This window comes from Pseudomonas sp. N2-3-1-14, from assembly GCF_041228395.1.
Classification (GTDB): Bacteria; Pseudomonadota; Gammaproteobacteria; order Pseudomonadales; family Pseudomonadaceae; genus Aquipseudomonas.
Map to the genome: position 1 here is coordinate 5,776,339 of NZ_CP166199.1, position 21,799 is coordinate 5,798,137.

Annotated in this window: 17 protein-coding genes and 1 pseudogene; 11 read left to right on the top strand and 7 right to left on the bottom strand. The window is 61.1% G+C overall.

What is annotated here, in order from left to right:
• Positions 1–33 precede the first annotated feature (33 nt).
• Entirely contained in the window at positions 34–918 is an 885-nt protein-coding gene (rarD, locus tag AB5I78_RS26825; RefSeq protein ID WP_145157495.1) for an EamA family transporter RarD, read from the top strand.
• A 222-nt stretch (positions 919–1,140) separates the two neighbouring features.
• Here rarD and AB5I78_RS26830 read toward each other — a convergent pair whose 3' ends face one another.
• A complete protein-coding gene (locus tag AB5I78_RS26830) occupies positions 1,141–1,653 on the bottom strand; it encodes a glycine cleavage system protein R (protein WP_145157496.1) in 513 nt (170 codons plus the stop codon).
• 388 nt (positions 1,654–2,041) lie between these two features.
• Here AB5I78_RS26830 and AB5I78_RS26835 point away from each other — a divergent pair.
• Positions 2,042–4,217: pseudogene (locus tag AB5I78_RS26835) on the top strand (malate synthase G).
• Between the two features lie 61 nt (positions 4,218–4,278).
• Here AB5I78_RS26835 and AB5I78_RS26840 read toward each other — a convergent pair.
• Together AB5I78_RS26840 and AB5I78_RS26845 are read right to left on the bottom strand one after the other, a co-directional pair.
• A complete protein-coding gene (locus AB5I78_RS26840) occupies positions 4,279–4,647 on the bottom strand; it encodes a hypothetical protein (RefSeq protein ID WP_145157499.1) in 369 nt (122 codons plus the stop codon).
• Positions 4,648–4,778: 131 nt separating this feature from the next.
• Positions 4,779–5,225: a response regulator gene (locus AB5I78_RS26845; protein WP_145157501.1), complete on the bottom strand. Its 447-nt coding sequence runs from the start codon at positions 5,223–5,225 to the stop codon at positions 4,779–4,781.
• Positions 5,226–5,471: 246 nt separating this feature from the next.
• On the opposite strand from AB5I78_RS26845, the gene AB5I78_RS26850 reads away from it, so the two are divergent.
• The 9 genes from AB5I78_RS26850 to AB5I78_RS26890 all read left to right on the top strand — a co-directional run bounded on the left by AB5I78_RS26850 (position 5,472) and on the right by AB5I78_RS26890 (position 17,395).
• A complete protein-coding gene (locus AB5I78_RS26850; RefSeq protein ID WP_369302013.1) occupies positions 5,472–7,406 on the top strand; it encodes a putative nucleotidyltransferase substrate binding domain-containing protein in 1,935 nt (644 codons plus the stop codon).
• Positions 7,403–8,110 (top strand): PolC-type DNA polymerase III, encoded by a 708-nt coding sequence (locus tag AB5I78_RS26855; protein WP_369302012.1) that lies wholly within the window; start codon positions 7,403–7,405, stop codon positions 8,108–8,110. The genes AB5I78_RS26850 and AB5I78_RS26855 overlap by 4 nt, the downstream gene beginning before the upstream one ends.
• 100 nt (positions 8,111–8,210) lie before the next feature.
• A complete protein-coding gene (locus tag AB5I78_RS26860; protein WP_124418608.1) occupies positions 8,211–8,729 on the top strand; it encodes an RNA polymerase sigma factor in 519 nt (172 codons plus the stop codon).
• Positions 8,726–9,721, top strand: a complete 996-nt coding sequence (locus tag AB5I78_RS26865) for a FecR domain-containing protein (protein WP_369302011.1) — start codon at positions 8,726–8,728, stop codon at positions 9,719–9,721. The genes AB5I78_RS26860 and AB5I78_RS26865 overlap by 4 nt, the downstream gene beginning before the upstream one ends.
• Positions 9,722–9,861: 140 nt before the next feature.
• Positions 9,862–12,687 (top strand): acyltransferase domain-containing protein, encoded by a 2,826-nt coding sequence (locus AB5I78_RS26870; protein WP_369302010.1) that lies wholly within the window; start codon positions 9,862–9,864, stop codon positions 12,685–12,687.
• A 146-nt stretch (positions 12,688–12,833) separates the two neighbouring features.
• Positions 12,834–15,263, top strand: coding sequence for a TonB-dependent siderophore receptor (locus AB5I78_RS26875; protein WP_369302009.1), 2,430 nt, complete (start codon positions 12,834–12,836; stop codon positions 15,261–15,263).
• Positions 15,264–15,325: 62 nt separating this feature from the next.
• The gene (locus AB5I78_RS26880) at positions 15,326–16,429 is read left to right on the top strand and encodes a PepSY-associated TM helix domain-containing protein (protein ID WP_369302008.1); all 1,104 of its coding nucleotides are present in this window, start codon (positions 15,326–15,328) and stop codon (positions 16,427–16,429) included.
• Positions 16,426–16,608, top strand: coding sequence for a hypothetical protein (locus AB5I78_RS26885; protein ID WP_119737602.1), 183 nt, complete (start codon positions 16,426–16,428; stop codon positions 16,606–16,608). Before AB5I78_RS26880 ends, AB5I78_RS26885 begins: the two co-directional genes overlap by 4 nt.
• Before the next feature lie 157 nt (positions 16,609–16,765).
• The gene (locus AB5I78_RS26890) at positions 16,766–17,395 is read left to right on the top strand and encodes a glutathione S-transferase (RefSeq protein WP_145157517.1); all 630 of its coding nucleotides are present in this window, start codon (positions 16,766–16,768) and stop codon (positions 17,393–17,395) included.
• A gap of 231 nt (positions 17,396–17,626) precedes the next feature.
• Here AB5I78_RS26890 and creD read toward each other — a convergent pair whose 3' ends face one another.
• Genes creD through AB5I78_RS26910 form a run of 4 tightly spaced genes read right to left on the bottom strand, consistent with a single transcriptional unit; the run spans position 17,627 to position 21,684 of the window.
• The gene (gene creD / locus AB5I78_RS26895) at positions 17,627–19,000 is read right to left on the bottom strand and encodes a cell envelope integrity protein CreD (RefSeq protein WP_369302007.1); all 1,374 of its coding nucleotides are present in this window, start codon (positions 18,998–19,000) and stop codon (positions 17,627–17,629) included.
• A 51-nt stretch (positions 19,001–19,051) separates the two neighbouring features.
• Positions 19,052–20,491 (bottom strand): two-component system sensor histidine kinase CreC, encoded by a 1,440-nt coding sequence (gene creC / locus AB5I78_RS26900; RefSeq protein ID WP_369302006.1) that lies wholly within the window; start codon positions 20,489–20,491, stop codon positions 19,052–19,054.
• Positions 20,491–21,159, bottom strand: a complete 669-nt coding sequence (gene creB / locus AB5I78_RS26905) for a two-component system response regulator CreB (RefSeq protein ID WP_242200680.1) — start codon at positions 21,157–21,159, stop codon at positions 20,491–20,493. The genes creC and creB overlap by 1 nt, the downstream gene beginning before the upstream one ends.
• Before the next feature lie 9 nt (positions 21,160–21,168).
• Positions 21,169–21,684, bottom strand: a complete 516-nt coding sequence (locus AB5I78_RS26910) for an ATP-dependent zinc protease (RefSeq protein ID WP_145157525.1) — start codon at positions 21,682–21,684, stop codon at positions 21,169–21,171.
• Positions 21,685–21,799: the final 115 nt, after the last annotated feature.

The following is a 21,799-nucleotide window of genomic DNA, read 5'->3' on the forward strand; positions in this document are numbered from 1 at the left end:
GCCTTTGTCAGCTGCCTATGCAAGGATTCTGCAATGCAACCCGCCAACCCCCGCAAGGGTTACATCCTGGGCCTGAGCGCCTATGTCATCTGGGGCCTGTTCCCGATCTATTTCAAAGCCATCGCCAGCGTTCCCGCCGCCGAAATCATCGTGCACCGCGTGCTGTGGTCGGCGCTGTTTGGCGGTTTGCTGTTGATGGTGTGGAAACACCCGGGCTGGTTTCGTGAACTGCGCGATAACCCCAAGCGCCTGGCGATTCTGGCACTGAGCGGTGCGTTGATTGCCGCCAACTGGCTGACGTATGTGTGGTCGGTCAACAGCGGGCGCATGCTCGAAGCGAGTCTGGGTTATTACATCAACCCGCTGGTGAATGTGCTGCTGGGCATGCTGATTCTCGGCGAACGCCTGCGGCGCTTGCAGTGGATGGCCGTCGGGCTGGCGGCGGTGGGCGTGGCGCAGCAGGTATGGCAGGTGGGCAGTTTGCCGTGGGTGTCGCTGGTGCTGGCGCTGACCTTTGGCTTTTACGGGCTGATCCGCAAGCAGGCGCCCGTCAAGGCGCTACCGGGGTTGGTGGTGGAAACCTGGATGCTGGTGCCGATCGCTGTCGCCTGGCTGCTGTTCAACCCGTCGGCGCACAGCGCACAGCTTGAGTTTTGGGGCACTTCCGAAGCCTGGTGGCTGGTGGCGGCCGGCCCGGTCACGCTGATCCCGCTGGTGTGTTTCAACGCTGCTGCGCGGCATTTGCCCTACACCGCCCTGGGTTTTTTGCAGTATGTGGCGCCCACCCTGGTGCTGTTGGAAGCGGTGTTCCTGTTCGGCGAACACTTGGCCACCAGCACGCTGATCGCGTTCGCGTTTATCTGGGCCGGCCTGGTGGTCTACAGCCTGGACGCCTGGCTGACCCTCCGCAAACGCTGATCAAATAACGTACAAACCTCTGCAAGCCACAGCGGGCCTGGCTTGCAGACATCAACCCCAAGGTTATCCACAACCTGATCCCCGCCATTTGTGCACAAGCCCTTGAAACTGCTCGTTTTTTGCTCAACTCGAGAAGAAGCCCGGCCGGCGTGGCCTGGCGCCGGGTCTCTACAGGTTATCCACAGGCCCATGCAAGATTTCCATGCATAACCCTGTGGGGCGTTATTCTTCGTGGTGCAACTCGACCATCAAGTCATCCGCCAGGGTTTCCAGGGACAGTTGCAAGGTATCCAGGGATAACGCTGTCGGCACCTGCAGCAATGCCTCGGCGGTAAACAACGGATCACCGCTCATGGGCGCCGGGCGCACATCCGTGCTCAGGCTTTCAAGGTTCACCCCCTGTTTGCTCAACAGCGCCGTGATCTCGCGCACGATGCCCGAACGGTCGTTGCCCACCAGCGTCATCAGGATCGCCTTGGACGCCGCGGTCTGCCCTGAACTGCCCTCACCCACCAGCACGCGAATGCCGTGTGTGGATAAGTCCTCCAGCGCGTTCACCAAACCCTGACGACTTTCGGCGGGAACACTGACCCGCAGGATCCCGGCAAACTGCCCGGCCATGTGCGCCATTCGGCTCTCCAGCCAGTTGCCATCGTGGGCGGCAATATTCTGCGCAATGCGTTCAACCAGGCCGGGTTTGTCGGCGGCAATAATAGTGAGTACAAGATGGTCCATGGCGAAGCCCTCTGAATTCAATCTACAAGGTGGACGCAGGCGCCCTCGAAAACAAATCGTGTACCATTTTTATATTTATCTGGAACAATCTGATAGTTTTTTGAGAACATCCAATACCCCACTGTGACCGCACGACCAAAGTGGGTCGCTAAACGACGTATTTAGTCAAATTTTCACAACCGCAACTCATCATGTAGTATGCAAAACCGCGCACTACATAACGTTAGGTCGATGTCTGCCAAGGCACCAACGTATCGCGACAACCCGCCAGCCCAGCCGCCTTAACGGCATGTACTGGGGGATCGGGTTCGTGGTTTAAATGGCCAGAGGCTTCATTGGTAAATTGAAAAGCTGAAAAGCGCATAAGCTCCGCAGAGTGAGGCAAGCAATGACTGAACACGTTCAAGTCGGTGGCCTGCAGGTCGCCAAAGTCCTGTTCGACTTCGTGAACAACGAAGCCATTCCCGGTACCGGCATCACTGCCGACCAGTTCTGGGCCGGCGCCGACAAGGTCATTCACGACCTGGCACCGAAGAACAAAGCCCTACTCGCCAAACGCGACGATTTCCAGGCGCGGATCGATACCTGGCACCAGACCCACGCCGGCCAGGCCCACGACCCGGAGGCCTACAAAGCCTTCCTGCAAGACATCGGATACCTGCTGCCAGAAGCCGCAGACTTCCAGGCCTCGACCCAAAATGTCGATGACGAAATCGCCCGCATGGCCGGCCCTCAGCTGGTTGTGCCGGTGATGAACGCCCGTTTCGCCCTCAACGCATCCAACGCGCGCTGGGGCTCGCTGTATGACGCGCTGTATGGCACCGACGCCATCAGCGAAGCCGACGGCGCCGAGAAGGGTAAGGGCTACAACAAAGTGCGCGGCGACAAAGTGATTGCCTTCGCCCGTGCTTTTCTCGACGAAGCCGCGCCGCTCAGCGCCGGCAGCCATGTCGATTCCACCGGCTACAAGATCGCTGATGGCAAGCTCATCGTCAGCCTCAAAGGCGGCAGCAACAGCGGCCTGCGCGATGATGCACAACTGATCGGTTTCCAGGGGCCGGCGGACCAGCCGATCGCCATTTTGCTGAAACACAACGGCCTGCATTTCGAGATCCAGATCGACGCCAGCACGCCTGTCGGCCAGACCGATGCGGCCGGCGTCAAAGACGTGCTGATGGAAGCCGCGCTGACCACCATCATGGACTGCGAAGACTCCGTCGCCGCCGTGGATGCCGATGACAAAGTGGTGATCTACCGCAACTGGCTCGGCCTGATGAAGGGCGACCTGGCCGAAGAAGTGGCCAAGGGCGGCAAGACCTTCACCCGTACCATGAACCCCGACCGCGTCTACACCGGCGTGGATGGCCAGGACGTGACCTTGCACGGCCGTTCGCTGCTGTTCGTGCGCAACGTTGGCCACTTGATGACCATCGACGCGATCCTCGACAAAGACGGCAACGAAGTACCGGAAGGCATTCTCGACGGTCTGCTCACCAGCCTGGCGGCGATCCACAGCCTCAACGGTACCAGCAGCCGCAAGAACAGCCGCACCGGCTCCGTGTACATCGTTAAACCGAAAATGCATGGCCCGGAAGAAGCTGCGTTCACCAACGAGCTGTTTGGCCGTATCGAAGACGTGCTGAACCTGCCGCGCAACACGCTCAAAGTCGGGATCATGGACGAGGAGCGCCGCACCACAGTCAACCTCAAGGCCTGCATCAAGGCTGCCAGCGAGCGTGTGGTGTTTATCAACACCGGCTTCCTCGACCGCACCGGCGACGAAATCCACACCTCCATGGAGGCCGGCGCGGTGGTGCGCAAGGCGGCCATGAAGGCCGAGAAATGGATCGGCGCCTACGAGAACTGGAACGTCGATATCGGCCTGAGCACCGGCCTGCAAGGGCGTGCGCAGATCGGCAAAGGCATGTGGGCGATGCCCGACCTGATGGCGGCGATGCTTGAACAGAAAATCGCTCACCCACTGGCCGGCGCCAACACCGCTTGGGTACCTTCGCCCACGGCGGCTGCACTGCACGCGCTGCATTACCACAAGGTCGATGTGTTCGCGCGTCAGGCCGAACTGGCCAAACGCGAGCGCGCGTCGGTGGACGATATCCTGACCATTCCTCTGGCCAGCAACACCGATTGGTCCGACGAAGAAATCCGCAACGAGCTGGACAACAATGCCCAAGGCATCCTCGGTTATGTCGTGCGCTGGATCGATCAAGGCGTCGGCTGCTCGAAAGTGCCAGACATCAATGACGTCGGCTTGATGGAAGACCGCGCCACCCTGCGCATCTCCAGCCAGCACATCGCCAACTGGCTGCGCCATGGCATCGTCAACGAAGCCCAAGTGATGGAAAGCCTCAAGCGCATGGCGCCGGTGGTAGACCGTCAAAATGCGGGGATGCCCTGTATCGCCCTTGGCGCCGGATTTCGACAGCAACATCGCGTTCCAGGCAGCGGTGGAGTTGGTGATTGAAGGGACCAAGCAACCCAATGGTTACACCGAGCCGGTGTTGCACCGTCGGCGCCGTGAGTTCAAAGCCAAAATGGGTGTGTAACTAGCAAATGGAGACGTCCCTGATCAAAAGATCAGGGACTGATCCTGCAAGAGCAATCAAGTCACGGATAGAGGTAGTTCAACTCAGCCGTCCCCTTGATCTCCAGGTCGCGCCTTCCATCGTTAAACTTCCCACTGAACGTATATTTTAAGTTGTCGGTTGAGTTGGCGGACGTCACTTCAACCGTACCGGCAACAGGCAGAAGCATATCGCCCATGCTGCATCCGAATCTGGAATCAGCCTCCTCGAACTTGTACGTCGTGGTGCCATCCTCGATGGCGGGAACAAATGACATCGAGACTGAAGTACGGGTCGCAGAATCTGTACTTTGAAAGTGATTACTGTCACCCGAAACGCTCGTGGAGCTGGTGGTGCGTAAAAGCTTACCGTTGTGGAAAATATCCGCTTTAATCTTGCCAGCGATTTTCATGACTGACTCCTGGTGGTGAGTGAAGGGGGCGACCGTTCCCGACCGCCGCGCACTCATCCAGTAAACAGCCCCACCTACTGCTTGCATACTGTCAGAATTGACAGTGCTCGCCTGATACCGACCAGTGGAAGTTACTGCGCCATTCCCAACTCGCGCTTGACCATCTTCGCCAACTTCACGCTGTCGATAGGCTTGAGCAAAAAGTCCACCACACTCAAGTGCATCGCATCGATGACATCCGGCGCTTCAGCGTCCCCGGACATGATGATGATCGGTAGTGCCGCCCGAGGAGAGCTGCGCACTTGGCGAATCAATTCCAGGCCATTGCTCGGCGCCATGCGCAGGTCGGTAATCAGCAAACCGATGGAGCTGCTGGAGCTCAACAAGTCCCACGCCGCCTCTCCACTGTCGGCGGTCATGCAGCGAATGCCGTCCAGGCCCAGAATCTCCGCCAGCAATTCGCGTGCATCTTTGTCGTCGTCGACGATCAACACACGTTGTGGCGGTAAATCAGGCTCCAGCATCACAGCGCTCAGTGCCTCGCGCTCTGCATCACTCAAAATATCGTGGTCGGGCATACGTTTCTCAGCAGTTTTCATCAATCTCCCAGCACACTCGTCAGACATCTGCGGAAGGGCGAACAATGTGCACTTCGTCGGAAAGTTTGACTAGTGGGCGTTCTACGGGGTTTGCACGGTAGCCATGTAAGGTTTTTCCCTAGTCGCCAATGGTTTGACCGCTACCTAGACTTACGTCCAATGGGCACCCAGGGCACGGGGGCCGACCATAAAGGACGATAACGACAAGAAACTGCGGTCACTGTTATGAGTAAAGCTGATGCTTTCACGCAGGCGGGAAAAACCGCCGTGTTGCAGAACATCCACGGCACCCTGCAATTCCTGCAACGCTTTCCCCCGTTCAACCAGATGGAAAACGCACACCTGGCGTATCTGGTCGAACAGTGCCAACTGCGCTTCTACGGCCAAGGCGACAGCATCCTCAAACCGTCGGGCGGGCCGGTGGAGCACTTTTTCATCGTCAAGCAAGGCCGCGTGGTCGGCGAGCGCCCGCTGCTCAATCAAGAGGCGACGCAAACCACCTTCGAAATCACCACCGGCGAGTGTTTCCCCCTCGCTGCGCTGCTGGGCGAACGCGCGACCCGCACCGAGCACAAGGCCGCCGAAGACACCTTCTGCCTGCAACTGAACAAGCCGGCCTTTATAAAGCTGTTCGCGCTTTCGAGCCCTTTTCGCGACTTCGCCCTGCGCGGCGTCAGCAGCCTGCTGGACCAAGTGAACCAGCAGGTGCAGCAAAAAGCCGTGGAAACCCTCGGCACCCAATACTCGTTGAACACGCGCTTGGGCGAATTGGCCATGCGCCATCCCGTCACTTGCAGCCCGAGCACGCCGCTGCGCGAGGCGGTCACCCTGATGCATGAGCAGCAAGTGGGCAGCATCGTGATCGTCGACGCACACAAGGCGCCTCTGGGGATTTTCACCTTGCGCGACCTGCGTCAGGTAGTGGCCGATGGCATCAGTGACTTCAATCAGGTCATCGAATGCCATATGACCCAGGCGCCGTTCTATTTGAGCCCGGACCACAGCGCCTTCGACGCCGCGATTGCCATGACCGAACGGCACATCGCCCATGTGTGCCTGGTCAAAGACCAGCGCTTGTGTGGCGTGGTCTCCGAGCGCGACCTGTTTTCCCTACAACGGGTGGACCTGGTGCACTTGGCGCGCACCATCCGCAATGCGCCACGCGTGGAAAACCTGGTGGCAATTCGCGGTGAGATCGGCCAATTGGTCGAACGCATGCTCGCCCATGGCGCGTCGTCCACCCAGATCACCCACATTATTACGCTGCTCAACGATCACACCGTGTGCCGGGTGATCGAACTGACCCTGGCCGACAAGGGTGACCCCGGCGTGCCGTTCAGTTGGTTATGTTTTGGCAGCGAGGGCCGCCGCGAGCAGACGCTGTATACCGACCAGGACAACGGCATCCTGTTCGACGCCAAGGATGCCGCCGAAGCCGCCGAGATTCGCTGCCGCTTGTTGCCCTTGGCACAGCAGATCAACCAGAGCCTGGCGTTGTGCGGCTTCAGCCTGTGCAAGGGCAACATCATGGCCGGTAACCCTGAACTTTGCCTGTCGCGGGCCGAATGGGCGCGGCGCTTCGGGGCGTTTATCCGTGAGGCCACGCCGGAGAACCTGCTGGGGTCGAGCATCTATTTCGATTTGCGCGTGGTGTGGGGCGATGAACAGGGCTGCGAACAACTGCGCCAGGGCATTCTCGATCAAGTCGCGGACAACCGGCTGTTCCAACGCATGCTGGCCGAAAACGCCTTGCGTCAGCGCCCGCCGGTGGGGCGTTTCCGCGATTTTGTGCTGACACGCAAAGGTGGCGAAAAGGCCACCCTCGACCTCAAGGTGCAGGGCCTCACGCCCTTTGTCGATGGCGCGCGCCTGCTGGCCCTGGCCAATGGCATCCACGCCAACAACACCCTGGAGCGGCTGCGCCAGTTGGTGGACAAAGAAGTCATCGAGCGATTGGACGGCGCCGCGTACGAAGAGGCCTACCACTTCATCCAGCAAACCCGCATGCAGCAGCACCAACTGCAAACCCGCGAGAACCAGCCGTATTCCAACCGCGTCGACCCCGACAGCCTCAACCACCTGGACCGGCGCATCCTGCGTGAATCCCTGCGTCAGGCGCAGCGCCTGCAAAGCAGCCTGACCTTTCGGTACCAACTGTGAGTTTGTTCAACTGGCTGCGTGCGAAAAAGCCCGGGCTCGACGCGACTCAGCAGAGGCGCCTGGCGCAGCTGCCCGCACCTGCCGTGCTGGGGGATGGCGCCTTGCGCAACCAGCGCTGGGTAGTGGTCGACCTGGAAACCAGCGGCCTGAACCTCAACCGCGACCACGTGCTGTCCATTGGCGCGGTGGTGATTGAGGACGGTGCGGTGGATTTTTCGCAAATGTTCGAGCGCACCTTGCATTGTGCCGAAACGAAGCTCAGCCCCAGCGTGCTGATTCACGGCCTGGGCCCCAGCGCCATCGCCGCCGGCACCGACCCGGTCGAGGCGCTGCTGGACTTCATGGCGTTTGTTGGCGACAGCCCGCTGCTGGCGTTCCATGCCCCTTTCGACCAACACATGCTGAGCCGCGCGCTCAAGGACAGCCTGGGCTATCGCCTGGCGCACCCGTTCCTCGACGTCGCCGACATCGCCCCGCTGCTGTGCCCCGACGCGAATATCCGTGAAGCCGGGCTGGACGACTGGATCAACCACTTCAAGCTGCAGGTCGGTGAGCGCCATCACGCCAGCGCCGACGCCCTGGCCACGGCAGAGTTGATGCTCATCCTGTTGAGCCGTGCGCGTGCGCAGCACATCGACTCCCCGCAGGCACTTCAAGCACGCGTGAGCCAATGGAAACGGCGCAAACAAGCGCCATCGTTTTAATAGCACCGCCCGACAGACGCCAATTGCGCGCGTTCCTTGCCTCTGACACAATCGCGAATAATTCTCGTTAGTTTAAACCCCTTGTTTATTCGGTGATGCCTTGTCGTCGGTCCAGACCCCACACACTGAGCTTGTTGGCGCGTTGTATCGCGACCATCGTGGCTGGCTGTTGGCGTGGCTGCGGCGCAATGTGGCCTGCCCCAGCCGCGCCGAAGACCTGAGCCAGGACACGTTCATGCGCCTGCTGGGCCGTGACGAGTTGCGCGAACCCCGTGAGCCACGGGCGTTTCTGGTGGCTATCGCCAAGGGGCTGCTGTTCGACTACTTCCGGCGCGCGGCCCTGGAACAGGCCTACCTCACTGAACTGATGCTGATCCCGGAAAGCGAACACCCGTCGCCGGAAGAGCAGCAACTGATCCTCGAAGACCTCAAGGCCATCGACCGCTTGCTCGGCAAACTGTCGAGTAAGGCCCGCGCCGCCTTCCTCTATAACCGCCTCGACGGCCTGGGCCACGCCGACATTGCCCAGCGTCTTGGCGTGTCGGTGCCCCGCGTGCGCCAGTACCTGGCCCAAGGCATTCGCCAGTGTTACATCGCACTGTATGGCGAGCCGCTGTGAGCGTGGTCAGCGCCAAGCCGGTCTCGGCGCGCGTGCTGGATGCCGCGATTGCGTGGCAACTGTCGCTGGATTCAGGTGACGGCAGCTTCGTTGCACAGGAAGAATTCGCCAAATGGCTGGCCAGCGATGAAGAACATGCGCGCGCCTGGCGCCAGCTGGGCATGCTCGACCAGCGCTTCAGCGTGGCCTCAGGGCCCGCGCGCGCGGCGCTGCTGCAGTCGCGCGAAGGCATTCGCCAGCGCGTGCGCAAGCTTGGACGCGGCGTGGCAAGCATCGCGCTGCTCTGCGCCCTGGCCTTGTTTGCCGGTGAGCGTTATGTGCCGATCCATTATTGGCTGGCCGACCAACGCACCGCCACGGGCGAGCAACGCACGCTGAAACTGGCGGACGGCACGCTGATCAACCTCAATACCCACACGGCCATCGACGTGCGTTTCGACGAAAAACGCCGGCTGATCGTGTTGCAGGAAGGCGAAATTCTGGTCGAAACCGGCCACAACGATGCGCGCCCGTTTTATGTACAAACCCGCGATGGCAGCCTGCGAGCGCTGGGGACGCGGTTTATCGTCAAGCGCGAAGACCACGCCACACGCCTGAGCGTGCTGCAGTCCGCCGTGGCTGCTCAGCCCCAGGCGCTGCACAAAGAACAGATCCTCAAGGAAGGCCAGCAAGTGCTGATGCGCAGCGACAGCCTCGACCCTGCGCGTGCCGTCTCTGCCGCCGCCGACGCCTGGACGCGCGGCATGCTGGTGGTCGACAACGCCCGCCTGGGCGATGTGGTCGAGGACCTCAGCCGCTACCGCAGCGGTTATCTGGGTGTGGATAAAACCGTGGCCGATCTGCGCATCACCGGCAGCTTCCCGCTGCACGACACGACGCTGGCGCTGAACGCGCTGCTGCCGACGCTGCCGGTACAGATCGAGCAGCACACACCGTGGTGGACCCAGGTGGTCGCAAGGCCGGCACAAGGCGGTTCGGTTAGCAATAATTGAATCGAGCCTATCTCGAAACGTTACAAAAAACTGTCATTTCTCACAGGTACGTCGCCCTTTTTTTTGCCATCCAATGAGCCTTCGTTTTTTCCAGCACCCTGCTGGTGAAGCGATCCTGTTCGGCTAACGAGGATGGACCCATGTCAACCCAACTCAACATCTACAGTCAGAACTATGTCTTCGCCTTTCCTGGCCAAGGGAGCGATCCGTGCGGCGCTCTGGCAGAGCTGTATCAGCATGTGCCCGAAACCAGGGACCGAATTGACACGATTCTGGCAATCATCGAAACCGAGGCGGCGGCGCACGAACCTGATCCCCATCCGGGGTTGATCACCCAGGTTCTGTTGACCCGCGATCACGCCCTGCCGCTGCCTTCGGGTGTGGCGCAACTGGCGCTGTATGGCGCTGCGGTGGTGCTTAACCAGTTGCTGCAGGCAACGGGTATTGTTCCCTCCCTGATTGTTGCGCAAAGCTTCGGCGAAATTGCTGCCCGGGTGTGTGGCGGCGTGCTCGACATTGCCCAGGGTGCCCGCGCGGTCTGCGCCCTCAACGCGGCCTACCGCAGCGAGGAGGGGCGAGGCAGCATGCTGCTGGTCAACCTTTCAGCGCAGGACACGCAAGCGCTGCTGGACCGCTACCCCGAGTCGAATCTGGTGCTGGGCTCCGTCAACGCGCCAGCCCAATGCATCATCAGCGGCGAGACCGCAGACCTGGAGCACCTGCTTGCTCACCACGATGACAGCGCGCATCCCTTGCGCCCGGTCTCGATCGCTTACGCGTCGCACTATCCGCCTCACACGGAAGTCGCCCGGCGACTTCACGAAAACCTGCAGCCGCTGGCACCCAAACCCTTCAAAACACCGATCTACTCAACCGTGCTGGGGCGTCGCTACGAACCCGAGGACGATTTGCATCACATGTTTACCCTGGGCGTCACGCAACCCACCAACCTGCCCCACACGTTGGCGCAACTGCCGACGGACAAACACACCGTGTTTATCGACCTTGGGGTGAACAGCGGCCTGTCGGTGTGCATACGCAAAAGCCTGCACCCCGCGCAGACCTACGCGCCGCTGGCGCAACCTATCGAAACCCTGCGCCATTTGCTGGTCAGTGTGCCCGAAGCACACAAGGCCGTGGTTGCCTTGCGCCAGCTGGCCAACGGGCCAGTCGATGCCGAAGTTCACGCGCAGATGGCGAAGGTTTTCAGCGACCCCGAACTCCATCCTCGCGCTAACCAGAGTTTTCATGATGGCCATCGGCACACCTACCAGCGCTTGCAGCACCTGATGCGCCAGCTGCCCGACGGTATCCATGGCTTTGCGCAGCCGCAGTTATTGATGGCCGAGGCCACCCACGCGGCGCTCAATGATCCCTCGCTGTTCATGGGCTGCGTGATTCAGCAGGGGTTGTGTATCGGTACGCTGCTGGCGTTCGAGCAGGATCACCCGAGCGCCACTCAGTGGCGACGCAAGCTGGAGGCCGGTGAGCGTCTGGGGGTTTACGCGCTGACCGAGATAGGTCGCAGCAACTCCCACATGGGCGCGCGTGTCGAGGCCGTATTCGACGCCGACACGCGCACCTTCGTGCTGAACACACCGAACAAGGCCGCGCTTAAATTCGCCAACGTCGGGATCAGCAACCTGGACAAGCTGGGCGTGGTGTTTGCCCAAGTGATCGTTCAGGGCCAGCCCTGTGGCGTATTCGCATTCATGCTGCCATTGAGTGACGCCAACGGTCCGCGCCCGGGAGTTTCCATGTCGTCACCGGCGGAAATTCGCGCGGTGCCGCTGGATTACGGCCTGGCGAGTTTTGACAACGTGCGCCTGCCCTTCGACGCGTGGCTGCGCGATGGCGCTTCGATCGACGCGTCCAATCAGTTCCACGACCCATTGGGCAGTACGGACCGTCGCCTGATTCGCTCACTGTTTGCGCCCAAGAATGTGTGGGCGATGGTCGGCGTCGGCTTGAGTTCGGTGATGCTTGCCTGTTCAACCCTGGCCCTGACCCATGCCAACCGACGCACGACCCAGGCGCGGATCGGCAACGGCACCGGCCTGTTGGCTTTTCGCACCCAACGCCGCGCGCTGTTCGGTTGCCTGGCCACGGCGTATGTCATGAAGTGCTTTGCCAACGACTCCGCCCGCCTGTGGATTGAAGGCACGGCCAGTCAGGCGTCACTGCACACCACCGGCACAGGCGACGTGACGTGGACACCGTGGGCCGCCATCAGCCAAACCCTGGCGCTGACCAAGGCGCTGTGTGCACCCGCCGCCGAGGCGCTGGCGACAGAGTGTCGGTTGCGCTGCGGGGTGGCCGGTGCGCTCAACCTCAATCGCTTCGCCGACTACGAAGGCATGGCCAAAATCTACCAGGACGCCGGTGGCAATAACCGCATGATCCTGCTGGACGCCGCCAAGGTACTGATCGGCCAACCCTTGAGTGAACCCACACCGCCCAACCCCCAGGCCGGGCTGGATGACACCGAATACTGGCAAGCCATGGCTCACACCCTGGAGTACCGTCTGCTCAAGCAGGTGGCCGACCATGTTGCCCGGCACCGTGGCGAGGGAGAGGACGACATGCAGGTCTGGAACGCGCAGTTGATGGTCGTTGCCCGCGCAGGAGAGGCCTACGCCCAGCGCCTTGCCATCCAAAGCGCAATCCGCGCCGGCAGCTTGCTGCCCCGAGGGTTGGCCAAGGAACTGGGCAACGCGCTGTGCGGCCTCTACGTGTTGGACTACCTGAACAAGCATGCTGCCTGGTTCATCAGCGAAGGCCTTATGGACATCGCCCGCTACCGCGCCCTTGAGGCACGGCTTGACTCGCTGAGCGACTTGTTGGCCACACAGGTTGACGTGTTGATCGAAGCCTTCGGTCATGGCGCAGCCACACGCGCGGCAATCACCCAGACCGATCACTACCCCGACGCCCTGGCCGACAAACTGCAGTGGGCGGTCGGCTGAAAAACCCAGCTACCCTGAGTCTTGAGGGCCATGCCGTACGAACAGTTGCGCACATTCGCAGATTTATTTTCGCTTGGCCCTATCACTTTTTGATTCTCGTCCGGCACCTAGGCAATTGAGAAATGTTTCCATTCAGGAGCCGCCCTATGTCCCGCACGCTAGACACCTTGTTGCGCCCCAGCCTGTTAGCCGTGGCCATCGCCCTGAGCGCCCCGCTGGCGAGCACCACGCTGATCGCCGCCGAACAGGCTTCCAGCGTGCGCGTCTACAACCTGCCGGCTGCGCCGTTGGCCAGCACGCTCAACCAGATCGCCAGCCAGGCCGGCCTTGCGCTGACCCTGAACCCAGCATTGGCGTCGGGCAAGACCTCGGCACCGGTCAAAGGCCAGTTCGATGCGCAGGGCGCGCTGCGAGAGGCGTTGCGTGGCACCGGGCTGCAACTGGAGCAAAGCAGCGCAGGCACGTTTACGCTGGTGGCGATTCCGGAAGGTGTCGTGGCGTTGGCTGAGACCAGCATCATTGCTCAAGGCAACACTGAAAGTGCATGGGGCCCGGTGACTGGCTACCTGGCGACGCGCACTGCGGCCGGCACCAAAACCGACACCGCACTGGTTGAAGCACCGCGCTCGATCTCTGTTGCGACCCGCGAGCAGATGCAGGACCGCAACGTCCAGAACCTCGATGATGCCGTCAAATACATGCCCGGCATCGTATCGTCCAGCTACGGCAGCGACACCCGTTACGACTGGATGCGCGTGCGCGGTTTCGAACCGACGCAATTCCTCGACGGCCTGCCATTGCCGCGCGGCGTGTACGCCAACCCAAAAGCCGAAACCTGGAACCTTGACCGTCTCGCTCTGCTGCGTGGCCCCGCCTCGTCGATCTATGGCCAAACACCACCGGGCGGCCTGCTGGACATGGTCAGCCGCCGTCCCAGCGAGGAATCGAGCCATGCTATCCAGTTGCAATACGGCAGTGACAACTACCGCCAGATCAACTTCGACAGCACCGGCAAAATCGATGATGAAGGCCAGTTCCTGTTCGGCGTCAGCGGCGTAGTACGCGATGCCGGCACCCAGGTCGATCACATCGACAACAAGCGCTACAACATCGCGCCGAGCCTGACCTGGAATATTGATACCGACACCAAGCTGACCCTGCTCTCGCAGTTCACCCGCGACGATACCGGCACCACCAGCCAGTTCATGCCGATCCAGGGCACCAAGATCAAATCGCCGCTGGGCGACGTTTCCCACCACAAGAACCTCGGCGATCCGGACTACGAGTTCTACGACCGTACCTACTACGCACTGGGCTATGCGTTCGAGCACCGTTTCAACGACACCTGGCAGTTCAAGCAGAACCTGCGTTACACCAAGTCGGAGCTGGATTTCCAGCAACTGACCGTGGGTTCCTTTGCCTACTCCCCGGCCGATGCGGCGGGCAATATCAGCCGGTCGACCACCAACGTTGACGAAAGCATCGGCCAGTTGGCGCTCGACAACAACTTCCAGGCTGACTTCGCAACGGGCGACATTACCCACACGCTGTTACTGGGCCTGGATCACCAACGTACCGATACCTCTTACCGCGCGATATACGGTACAGCGTCGGGTATCAACATCTTCAACCCGATCAACACCCAGCCGACGCTGCGCCCGACGGATGTCCGACCGTTTTACGACTACAACCAGAAAACCGTGCAAACCGGCCTCTACGTGCAGGACCAGATGGCTCTGGACAAGTGGCGCCTGACCCTGGGCGGGCGTGAAGACTGGGTGCATCAAGGCACCACCTACTTCAACGACAACGATGCGACCAACACCGACCGCATCAAACACTTCAGTGGCAACGCGGCGCTGAGCTATGTGTTCGATTCGGGCTTCGTACCGTACCTGTCTTACGCCGAGTCGTTCCAGCCGGCGAGCAACGCAGATACCAATGCGCTCAAGACGTTCAAACCGACCGAAGGCAAACAGTGGGAAATGGGGGTGAAGTACCAGCCGCCCGGCTCCAACACGTTGCTGAGCGCGGCGGTCTATGACCTGACCCAGAAGAACGTGCAGGTGACCACCCTCGGCTCAGGCGGCCAGCAAATCAACAGCCAGACCGGCGAAGTGAAGGTCAAGGGCCTGGAACTGGAAGCCGTGTCTGACGTGAACGAGAACCTCAAGGTCATCGCCGCCTACACCCTGGCAAAATCCGAGGTGCAAAAAGGCATCTACAAAGGCAACCGCCTGACATTGATGCCAAACCAGCAAGCCTCGCTGTGGACTGACTACACCTGGCACAGCGGCGTACTTGACGGTTTCGGTATCGGTTTTGGTGCCCGCTACACTGGCAACACCTATGGCGACCAGGCCAACACCTGGTTGGGCAAGGCCAACGCCTACACCGTGTTCGATGGTTCGGTGCATTACGATCTGGGCCGTCTGAATAACAGCCTGAAAGGCGCATCGGTTAAATTGAACGCCACCAACCTGTTCAACAAAGACTACCTTTCCACCTGCGACGGCAACTACTGCTACTTCGGTGACCAGCGCAGCGTAGTCGCCAGCGCTACCTACCAGTGGTAATTGGCTGAGCTAATAACCAGGCCGTCCCCCGGGGCGGCTTCGGTGTGTCTGAAGGCTAGAAAATGAAAAGCAAAACCATCCGCCGCTGGTCCTTCATCCACACCTGGACCAGCCTGATCTGCACAGTCTTCCTGCTGCTGCTCGCCCTCACCGGCCTGCCGTTGGTGTTTCACCATGAGATCGATCACCTGCTGGGCAATGAGCCTGAACTGGCGCAGATGCCCGCCGATACCCCGCAGCTGAACCTTGAGCAACTGGTGGCCAAAGCCCAGGTGCATCGCCCGGGTGAGGCGATGCAATACCTGGCGTGGGACGAAGACGACAAGAACGGCGTGATCGCAATCATGGCCGCCACGGCTGGCACCGAACCCAACTCGTCGCACACTTTCATGCTCGATGCGCGCACCGGTGAAGCCGTCGAAACCCCAGCGGCCAATGGCGGGCTGACGCTGTTCCTGCTGCGCCTGCATGTGGACATGTTCGCCGGCCTGCCGGGCAAGTTGCTGCTGGCCTTCATGGGCCTTTTGTTTGTGCTGGCGATTGTTTCGGGCACGGTGCTGTACCTGCCGTTCATGCGCCGCTTGAAGTTCGCCACCGTGCGCCAGGACAAGTCCACGCGCTTGCGTTGGCTCGACCTGCACAACCTGATCGGCGTGGTCACGCTGACTTGGGCGCTGGTAGTGGGTGTGACCGGTGTGATCAGCGCCTGCGCCGACCTGATCATCGCCGCCTGGCGCCAGGACAGCCTCAGCGCGATGATCGAACCCTACAAAAACGCGCCGCCACTGACCCAACGCGCGCCGGCCACCGAGCTGCTGAGCATTGCCGCCAAGGCCGCGCCCGGCATGGAGCCGGACTTTATCGCCTTCCCCGGCACGCGTTTTTCCAGTGAGCACCATTACGCGGTGTTCATGAAGGGCAGCACGCACCTGACCTCGCACTTGCTCACGCCGGTGCTGATCGACGCCAGCACCCTGGCCGTCACCGCTATCGCTGAGCGGCCGTGGTACATGGACGCCATGGGCATGTCGCAGCCATTGCACTTTGGTGACTACGGCGGCATGCCGATGAAGATTCTCTGGGCGGTGCTCGATGTGCTGACCATCATCGTGCTGGGCAGCGGCGTTTACCTGTGGATCGTGCGGCGCAAGGCGGCCAGGGTATGAAGCCGCGGCAGTCGAACTTCTGGAAGGTGTTTGGCATTCCGCTGGGAATTGGCGTGCTCAGCGCGGCCGGGTTGTTTGCCGCGTTGCTCGGCGATGGGCTGTGGGACTCATTGAGCTGGGTCGGTTTGGGGATTCCTGCGGTCATTGGTGTTTGGGCGTTATTCAAGCGGCGCGGCTGAGGGCGCTATCGCCGGCAAGCCAGCTCCCACCTTGAAATGCATTCCCCCTGTGGGAGCTGGCGTGCCTGCGATGAGGCCCTCAAAAACACCCAAAGCCCCCCTCGCCAGCCACCGCGCAACCCTCTAGGCTAGCCACTGCCCATTTCGAGGAATGCCCATGTCCACGCCCAGCATGACCTTGTTTCACAACCCTGCCTCACCCTTTGTTCGTAAAGTCCGCGTGCTGCTGATCGAAACCGGCCAGCAGGACCGCGTGGCCCTGCAAGGCTGCATGCCGACACCGGTCAACCCGGACGCGCAGCTGGTGCACGAAAACCCCGTGGGTAAGATCCCGGCCCTGCGCCTGGCCGACGGCAGCGCCCTGCACGACAGCCGGGTGATCCTCGATTACCTCGACCACCAGCATGTCGGCAACCCGCTGATCCCTCGCGACGGCTCGGCACGCTGGCGCCGCCTGACCCTGGCCTCAATGGCCGACGGCATCATGGACGCCGCCGTGCTGGTGCGTTACGAAACCGCCATGCGCCCGGCAGAAAAGCACTGGGACCAATGGCTGGATGAGCAGCGCAACAAGATCCGTCGCACCCTCGCGGAGTTGGAAGCCAATGCGATTGCCGAGCTGGCCAGCCACTTCGACATTGCGTCGATCAGCGTGGCCTGCGCCTTGGGCTACCTCGACTTCCGCCACCCAGACCTGCAATGGCGCGCCGCGAATCCCCAGCTTGCCGATTGGTACGCCAAGGTCAGCCAGCGGCCTTCGATGCTGCAGACCCAGCCGCCGATCTGACCTTGTGCAGTGAGCCCGCTTCCTGTGGCGAGCGGGCTTGCCCCGCGTTGGGTGTCTAAGCCGCCCCAATCAATCAGACTGCGGTCCATCAGGCACTCCTCTGTGATGGGCTCTGGGGCTGCTGCGCAGCCCAACGCGGGGCAAGCCCGCTCGCCACAACGACAACAGGGAACAGCAGGTTAATCCTCGCCACCAATTGCGTCTTTACCTGCTGATCTTCCCGTAACCCGATCATTGCACGGCCTCCAGGTCAAACTGCAGCGGCTCGGCCACCTTGCGCTTGCCCACGCCATACCAATCGAGTTTGCGCGTCAGCACCATCACTGTGCCCAACAGCCCGAACAGCAACAGCGAGCCCATCAGCAGCGCGTAATCCTCGGCACTGAGCAGCCCGTACAACAGGCCATACAGAGCCGCCAGCCCCGCCGAAAAGCCCAGCCCATGGGCAATGCTGCGCAGCACATGGCACACGTAGAAGCCGATCAACAACACACAGGCGCTCGCCGACAACAGGTACGCCGGGCCAAAGCCGATGTGCTCGGACAACGACAACAACAGCAGGTAAAAGAACGCCAGGGCAACGCCCACCAACGCGTATTGAATCGGGTGCACCGCCAGGCTCTTGAGCACTTCGAACAGGAAGAAGCCGGCAAACGTCAGGGCGATAAACAGCAGCGCGTATTTGATCGCGCGGTCGCTCTTGAGGTACTGGTCCACCGGGTCAATGAAGTTCACGCCAAAGCTGCGGTTGCTGAAGCCATCACAGCTTCGCCCGTCCAGGCAGGTTTGCAGGGCTTGCTCCAGGTTGGTGGAGAAAAATGTGGTCTGCCAGTTGGCCGTGAAGCCTTTGTCGGTGACGGCCCGTTGAGCCGGCAGGAAGTTGCCGATGAAGCTTGGGTGGGGCCAGTTCGATGCGAGCGAGACCTCACTGACCTTGCCCACCGGCACCACTTGCAGTTGTTCGGTGCCTTGCAGGCGCAGGTCAAAAGCGAAGTCCAGCACGGCCGGTTTCTTGCTGTCCTGTTCCGGCAATGCCACGTGCACGCCCTCCCCCAGCCAGTCCACTTGAGTGCCCGGCGAGAAGTCCAGGCGTTGGTCGCCCAGCTCCAGTTTCAGTGCGTTTTCAATGCCGCGAATATCGCTGATGCCCACCGCCAGAAACGCTGGATCAAAGCGGTAATCGGCAAAGTCTTGCGTGATGCCCAGCTGCGCAGGCAGCTCGAAACGCCCACTGATGCGGGTGTCGGCATGGAACAGTCGCGCCTGGTAAATACCCCGCGACCGCAGCTCGGTTTGCACCTTGCCATCGAGCTCAAAGCGGTCCGGCAGGAAATACAGACGACCGCGCTCTTCACGGGTTTCCTCGTAGCGTTTATTGAGCTTTTCATTGAGTTTCCACTCGCGCACGGTCTTGCGATAAGGCACCACCATCACCGGGCCGTTGAGGTGCTGGCTGTAACTGGAGCTACGGGCGATATCCATCAGCACGCTGTCGCGGGCGTATTGGCGGTCAGCAATGATGCCGTTGATCATCAGCAACGGAATCAGCAACAGCAGAATCAGTAGCGCAATCGCGCCAAGTTTGAAAAGCAGGCTGCGGTTCATGGGGCTCTCCCTGTTTTGATGGGCAGAGCGTGAACCGCGCAGATGGGAGATTTATGTGGGCAATGTGGAGACTGTGTGGAGATGCAGCACCACTTGCACGCCGCCTTGCACATTGCCGATCTGCAACGCGCCGCCGTGCAGCTTCATCACTTCTTCAACAAAGTTAAGGCCCAGCCCGGTGCTTTTGCGCCCGCTCGCCGGGCGTGGCAGCGAGTAGAAACGCTCACTCAGGCGCGGCAAGGCGTAGTCGGGAATGGCCGCAGCCTGGTTGAACAGGCTGACCTGCACGTCGTTGTGCTGCGTGCGTGCGCTGAACCTCAACGTGCCACCGGGCGGCGTGAAGTCCAGGGCGTTATCGAGCAGATTACCCAAGGCTTGGCGCAGCAGGAACGGCTCGCCAAATACCTTCACATCCGCGCCAATCGCCTGTTCGACCTGCAAGCCGGCGCCTTCAATGCGCGCGCATTGAGCCTTGAGCACCTCGTCGATCAGGGTCGCCAACGGCATGCTGACTTGCTCTTCCAAACCTTGGCGCTGCTCCACTTGGGCCAGGTTCAGCAGGCGCTCGATCAACTGTTGCAAGCGCGCGCTTTCACTGTCGATATTGCCGACGAAGCGCTGCTGTTGCTCACGGGTCATGTCGCCCTGCAACAGCTCCGCCGCGCCACGAATTGCCGCCAGCGGGCTTTTCAGTTCGTGGGTCAGGGTGTGCACGTAACGCTCGACGTAGGCCTTGCCCTCCAGCTGCGTGCGCATGTGCTCGACGGCAGTGGACAGCTGCTTGAGCTCACCGCCGCGGTAATGCGGCAACTCGGCGCGCCGACCTTCGCTCACGGCCTGGGCATACGCCGTCAGCCGATGCAGCGCTACGCTCAGCCACCACGACAACAGTGCGCCGAGCAGCAGGCCGAGGATCACCAAGCCGGCGCCGTACCACAGCAGGCGGTGCTCGGTACGGTCGACATAGGGCTGCAACGAGCTGTTGGGCTTGGCCACGGTGACCACGCCGATGATCTGGCCGTTGTCGCGGATCGGCGCGCCCACGTGCATCACCGACGAGTTAGGGTCATTTAGCTCATTACGGGTCGACCGCGCGCCATATTCGCCGCGCAGGGTCAGGTACACGTCGTTCCATTTGGAATAGTCCTGGCCGACCGCCTCGCCCGTGGAGTCGAGCAACACAATGCCCTTGGCGTCCGTCACGTAGATACGGTGGTTGACCTGGTTTTTCGGCAGGCCCCAGATCGTCGCGCCCGGCTGGCGGCTACCGTAGGCCTTGAGCAGCTCCGGCCAGTGGCTTTGGCCGAGGGTGCCGTTCTTCACGTCCAGCCGCAGGATTTCGGCCAGCAGGTTGGCCGTGTCCACCAGGGTTTCTTCGGTGGACTGGCGCACGCCAGGGCGGATCTCTTTCATCACGGTGTTGAGCACAAAATAGCCGGTGAGGCCGATAAACAGCGCGTACACCAGAAAAATCCGCAGCCCCAGGCGCATCAGCTATGGCTCGGGCTGTAGCTGTAACCCAGGCCTCGGTGGGTCTGGATCGGCTCGGCGTCGGCGGCCACGCTTCGCAGTTTGCTGCGCAGGCTTTTGATATGGCTGTCGATATTGCGTTCGTAGCCAGCGTCGGCAGGCACGCCCACCGCGTCGAGCAGTTGCTCGCGGCTGAACACGCGTTCGGGTTGCTCGAGCAGGCTTTGCAGCAAGCGAAACTCATGACGCGTCAGGCTCAGGGGCTGACCGCGGTAATGGATTTGCATGCGTTCCAGGTCAACCTGGAACACGGCAGGCGCGGCGCCTGGACTGACGCGCTTGAGGATGGCCCGCACCCGCGCCGCCACTTCCCGTGGGCTGAACGGCTTGACCACATAATCGTCAGCACCGATCTCCAGGCCCACCACCCGATCAATCTCGCCGTCACGGGCGCTGAGAAACATCACCGGCACTTCACTGAAACGGCGCAATTGCTTGCAGGTTTCAAAGCCGCTGATGTCTGGCAGGCCGATGTCGAGGATGATCAAGTCAGCGGGCGACTGGCGCTGATGGGCCAGCGCCTCCTGGCCAAGGCTCAGCCAGGTGGTGGTGAAGCCCTCGCCTTGCAGGGCGAAAATCAGCGTGTCGGCTATCGCCGCTTCGTCTTCGACAATCAGGATATGCGGCATGTGGGTCCGTCAGCAGTCCGGTTTGTCGGCAGTGTAACGACGCGCCGGGTTCACCGCTGCGCCGAATTCACGCAGGGCCTTGGCGCCGATCAGCAGCGGGTAGTTGAAGCTGCTGCGGTCAGTGAGGTTGACCTCAACGGTGCGCTTGACGTTGCCCAGGCACATTTCGAGGTCGATCACCGGGCGCTTGGCCACGGTGGCCTCGTCCTTGTCATCGTCTTCGTCGGCGCGGCTCTTGATTTTGCTGATGCGCGAGACTTTGTGTTCGTAGACTTTGTTGGAAGCGTCCTTGCCGCCGAGGCGGAAGCGCACCCAATCGTCGCCATCGCGGGTGAAGGTCTCGATGTCTCGGGCCGACAGCGAGGCGGTCAGCGCGCCGGTGTCCATCTTGGCCTTGAAGGTTTCGCCGATCTCCGGCAACTGGATGTATTCGTAGCGACCGTAAAGGGTCGGTTCGGCGGCCAGGACAGGCTGGGCAGCCACAACAGGAAGAACGAGGGCGAACGCGGCAAGGAGCAATTTCACGAAGTGATTTCCTCGAAAGAAGTAGGCGGATTCTAGACCGCAAAGGCAGCACTTAGTTAGTTCTCAACCATACCGGGAACATTGTGAAACATTCGTCCAGCGATTTGCGATTTGG

Coding starts and splice junctions, on each gene's coding strand:
- rarD (WP_145157495.1), top strand. CDS start 34: ATGCAACCCGCCAACCCCCGCAAGGGTTACATCCTGGGCCTGAGCGCC.
- AB5I78_RS26830 (WP_145157496.1), bottom strand. CDS start 1,653: ATGGACCATCTTGTACTCACTATTATTGCCGCCGACAAACCCGGCCTG.
- AB5I78_RS26840 (WP_145157499.1), bottom strand. CDS start 4,647: ATGAAAATCGCTGGCAAGATTAAAGCGGATATTTTCCACAACGGTAAG.
- AB5I78_RS26845 (WP_145157501.1), bottom strand. CDS start 5,225: ATGCCCGACCACGATATTTTGAGTGATGCAGAGCGCGAGGCACTGAGC.
- AB5I78_RS26850 (WP_369302013.1), top strand. CDS start 5,472: ATGAGTAAAGCTGATGCTTTCACGCAGGCGGGAAAAACCGCCGTGTTG.
- AB5I78_RS26870 (WP_369302010.1), top strand. CDS start 9,862: ATGTCAACCCAACTCAACATCTACAGTCAGAACTATGTCTTCGCCTTT.
- AB5I78_RS26875 (WP_369302009.1), top strand. CDS start 12,834: ATGTCCCGCACGCTAGACACCTTGTTGCGCCCCAGCCTGTTAGCCGTG.
- AB5I78_RS26880 (WP_369302008.1), top strand. CDS start 15,326: ATGAAAAGCAAAACCATCCGCCGCTGGTCCTTCATCCACACCTGGACC.
- AB5I78_RS26885 (WP_119737602.1), top strand. CDS start 16,426: ATGAAGCCGCGGCAGTCGAACTTCTGGAAGGTGTTTGGCATTCCGCTG.
- AB5I78_RS26890 (WP_145157517.1), top strand. CDS start 16,766: ATGTCCACGCCCAGCATGACCTTGTTTCACAACCCTGCCTCACCCTTT.
- creD (WP_369302007.1), bottom strand. CDS start 19,000: ATGAACCGCAGCCTGCTTTTCAAACTTGGCGCGATTGCGCTACTGATT.
- creC (WP_369302006.1), bottom strand. CDS start 20,491: ATGCGCCTGGGGCTGCGGATTTTTCTGGTGTACGCGCTGTTTATCGGC.
- creB (WP_242200680.1), bottom strand. CDS start 21,159: ATGCCGCATATCCTGATTGTCGAAGACGAAGCGGCGATAGCCGACACG.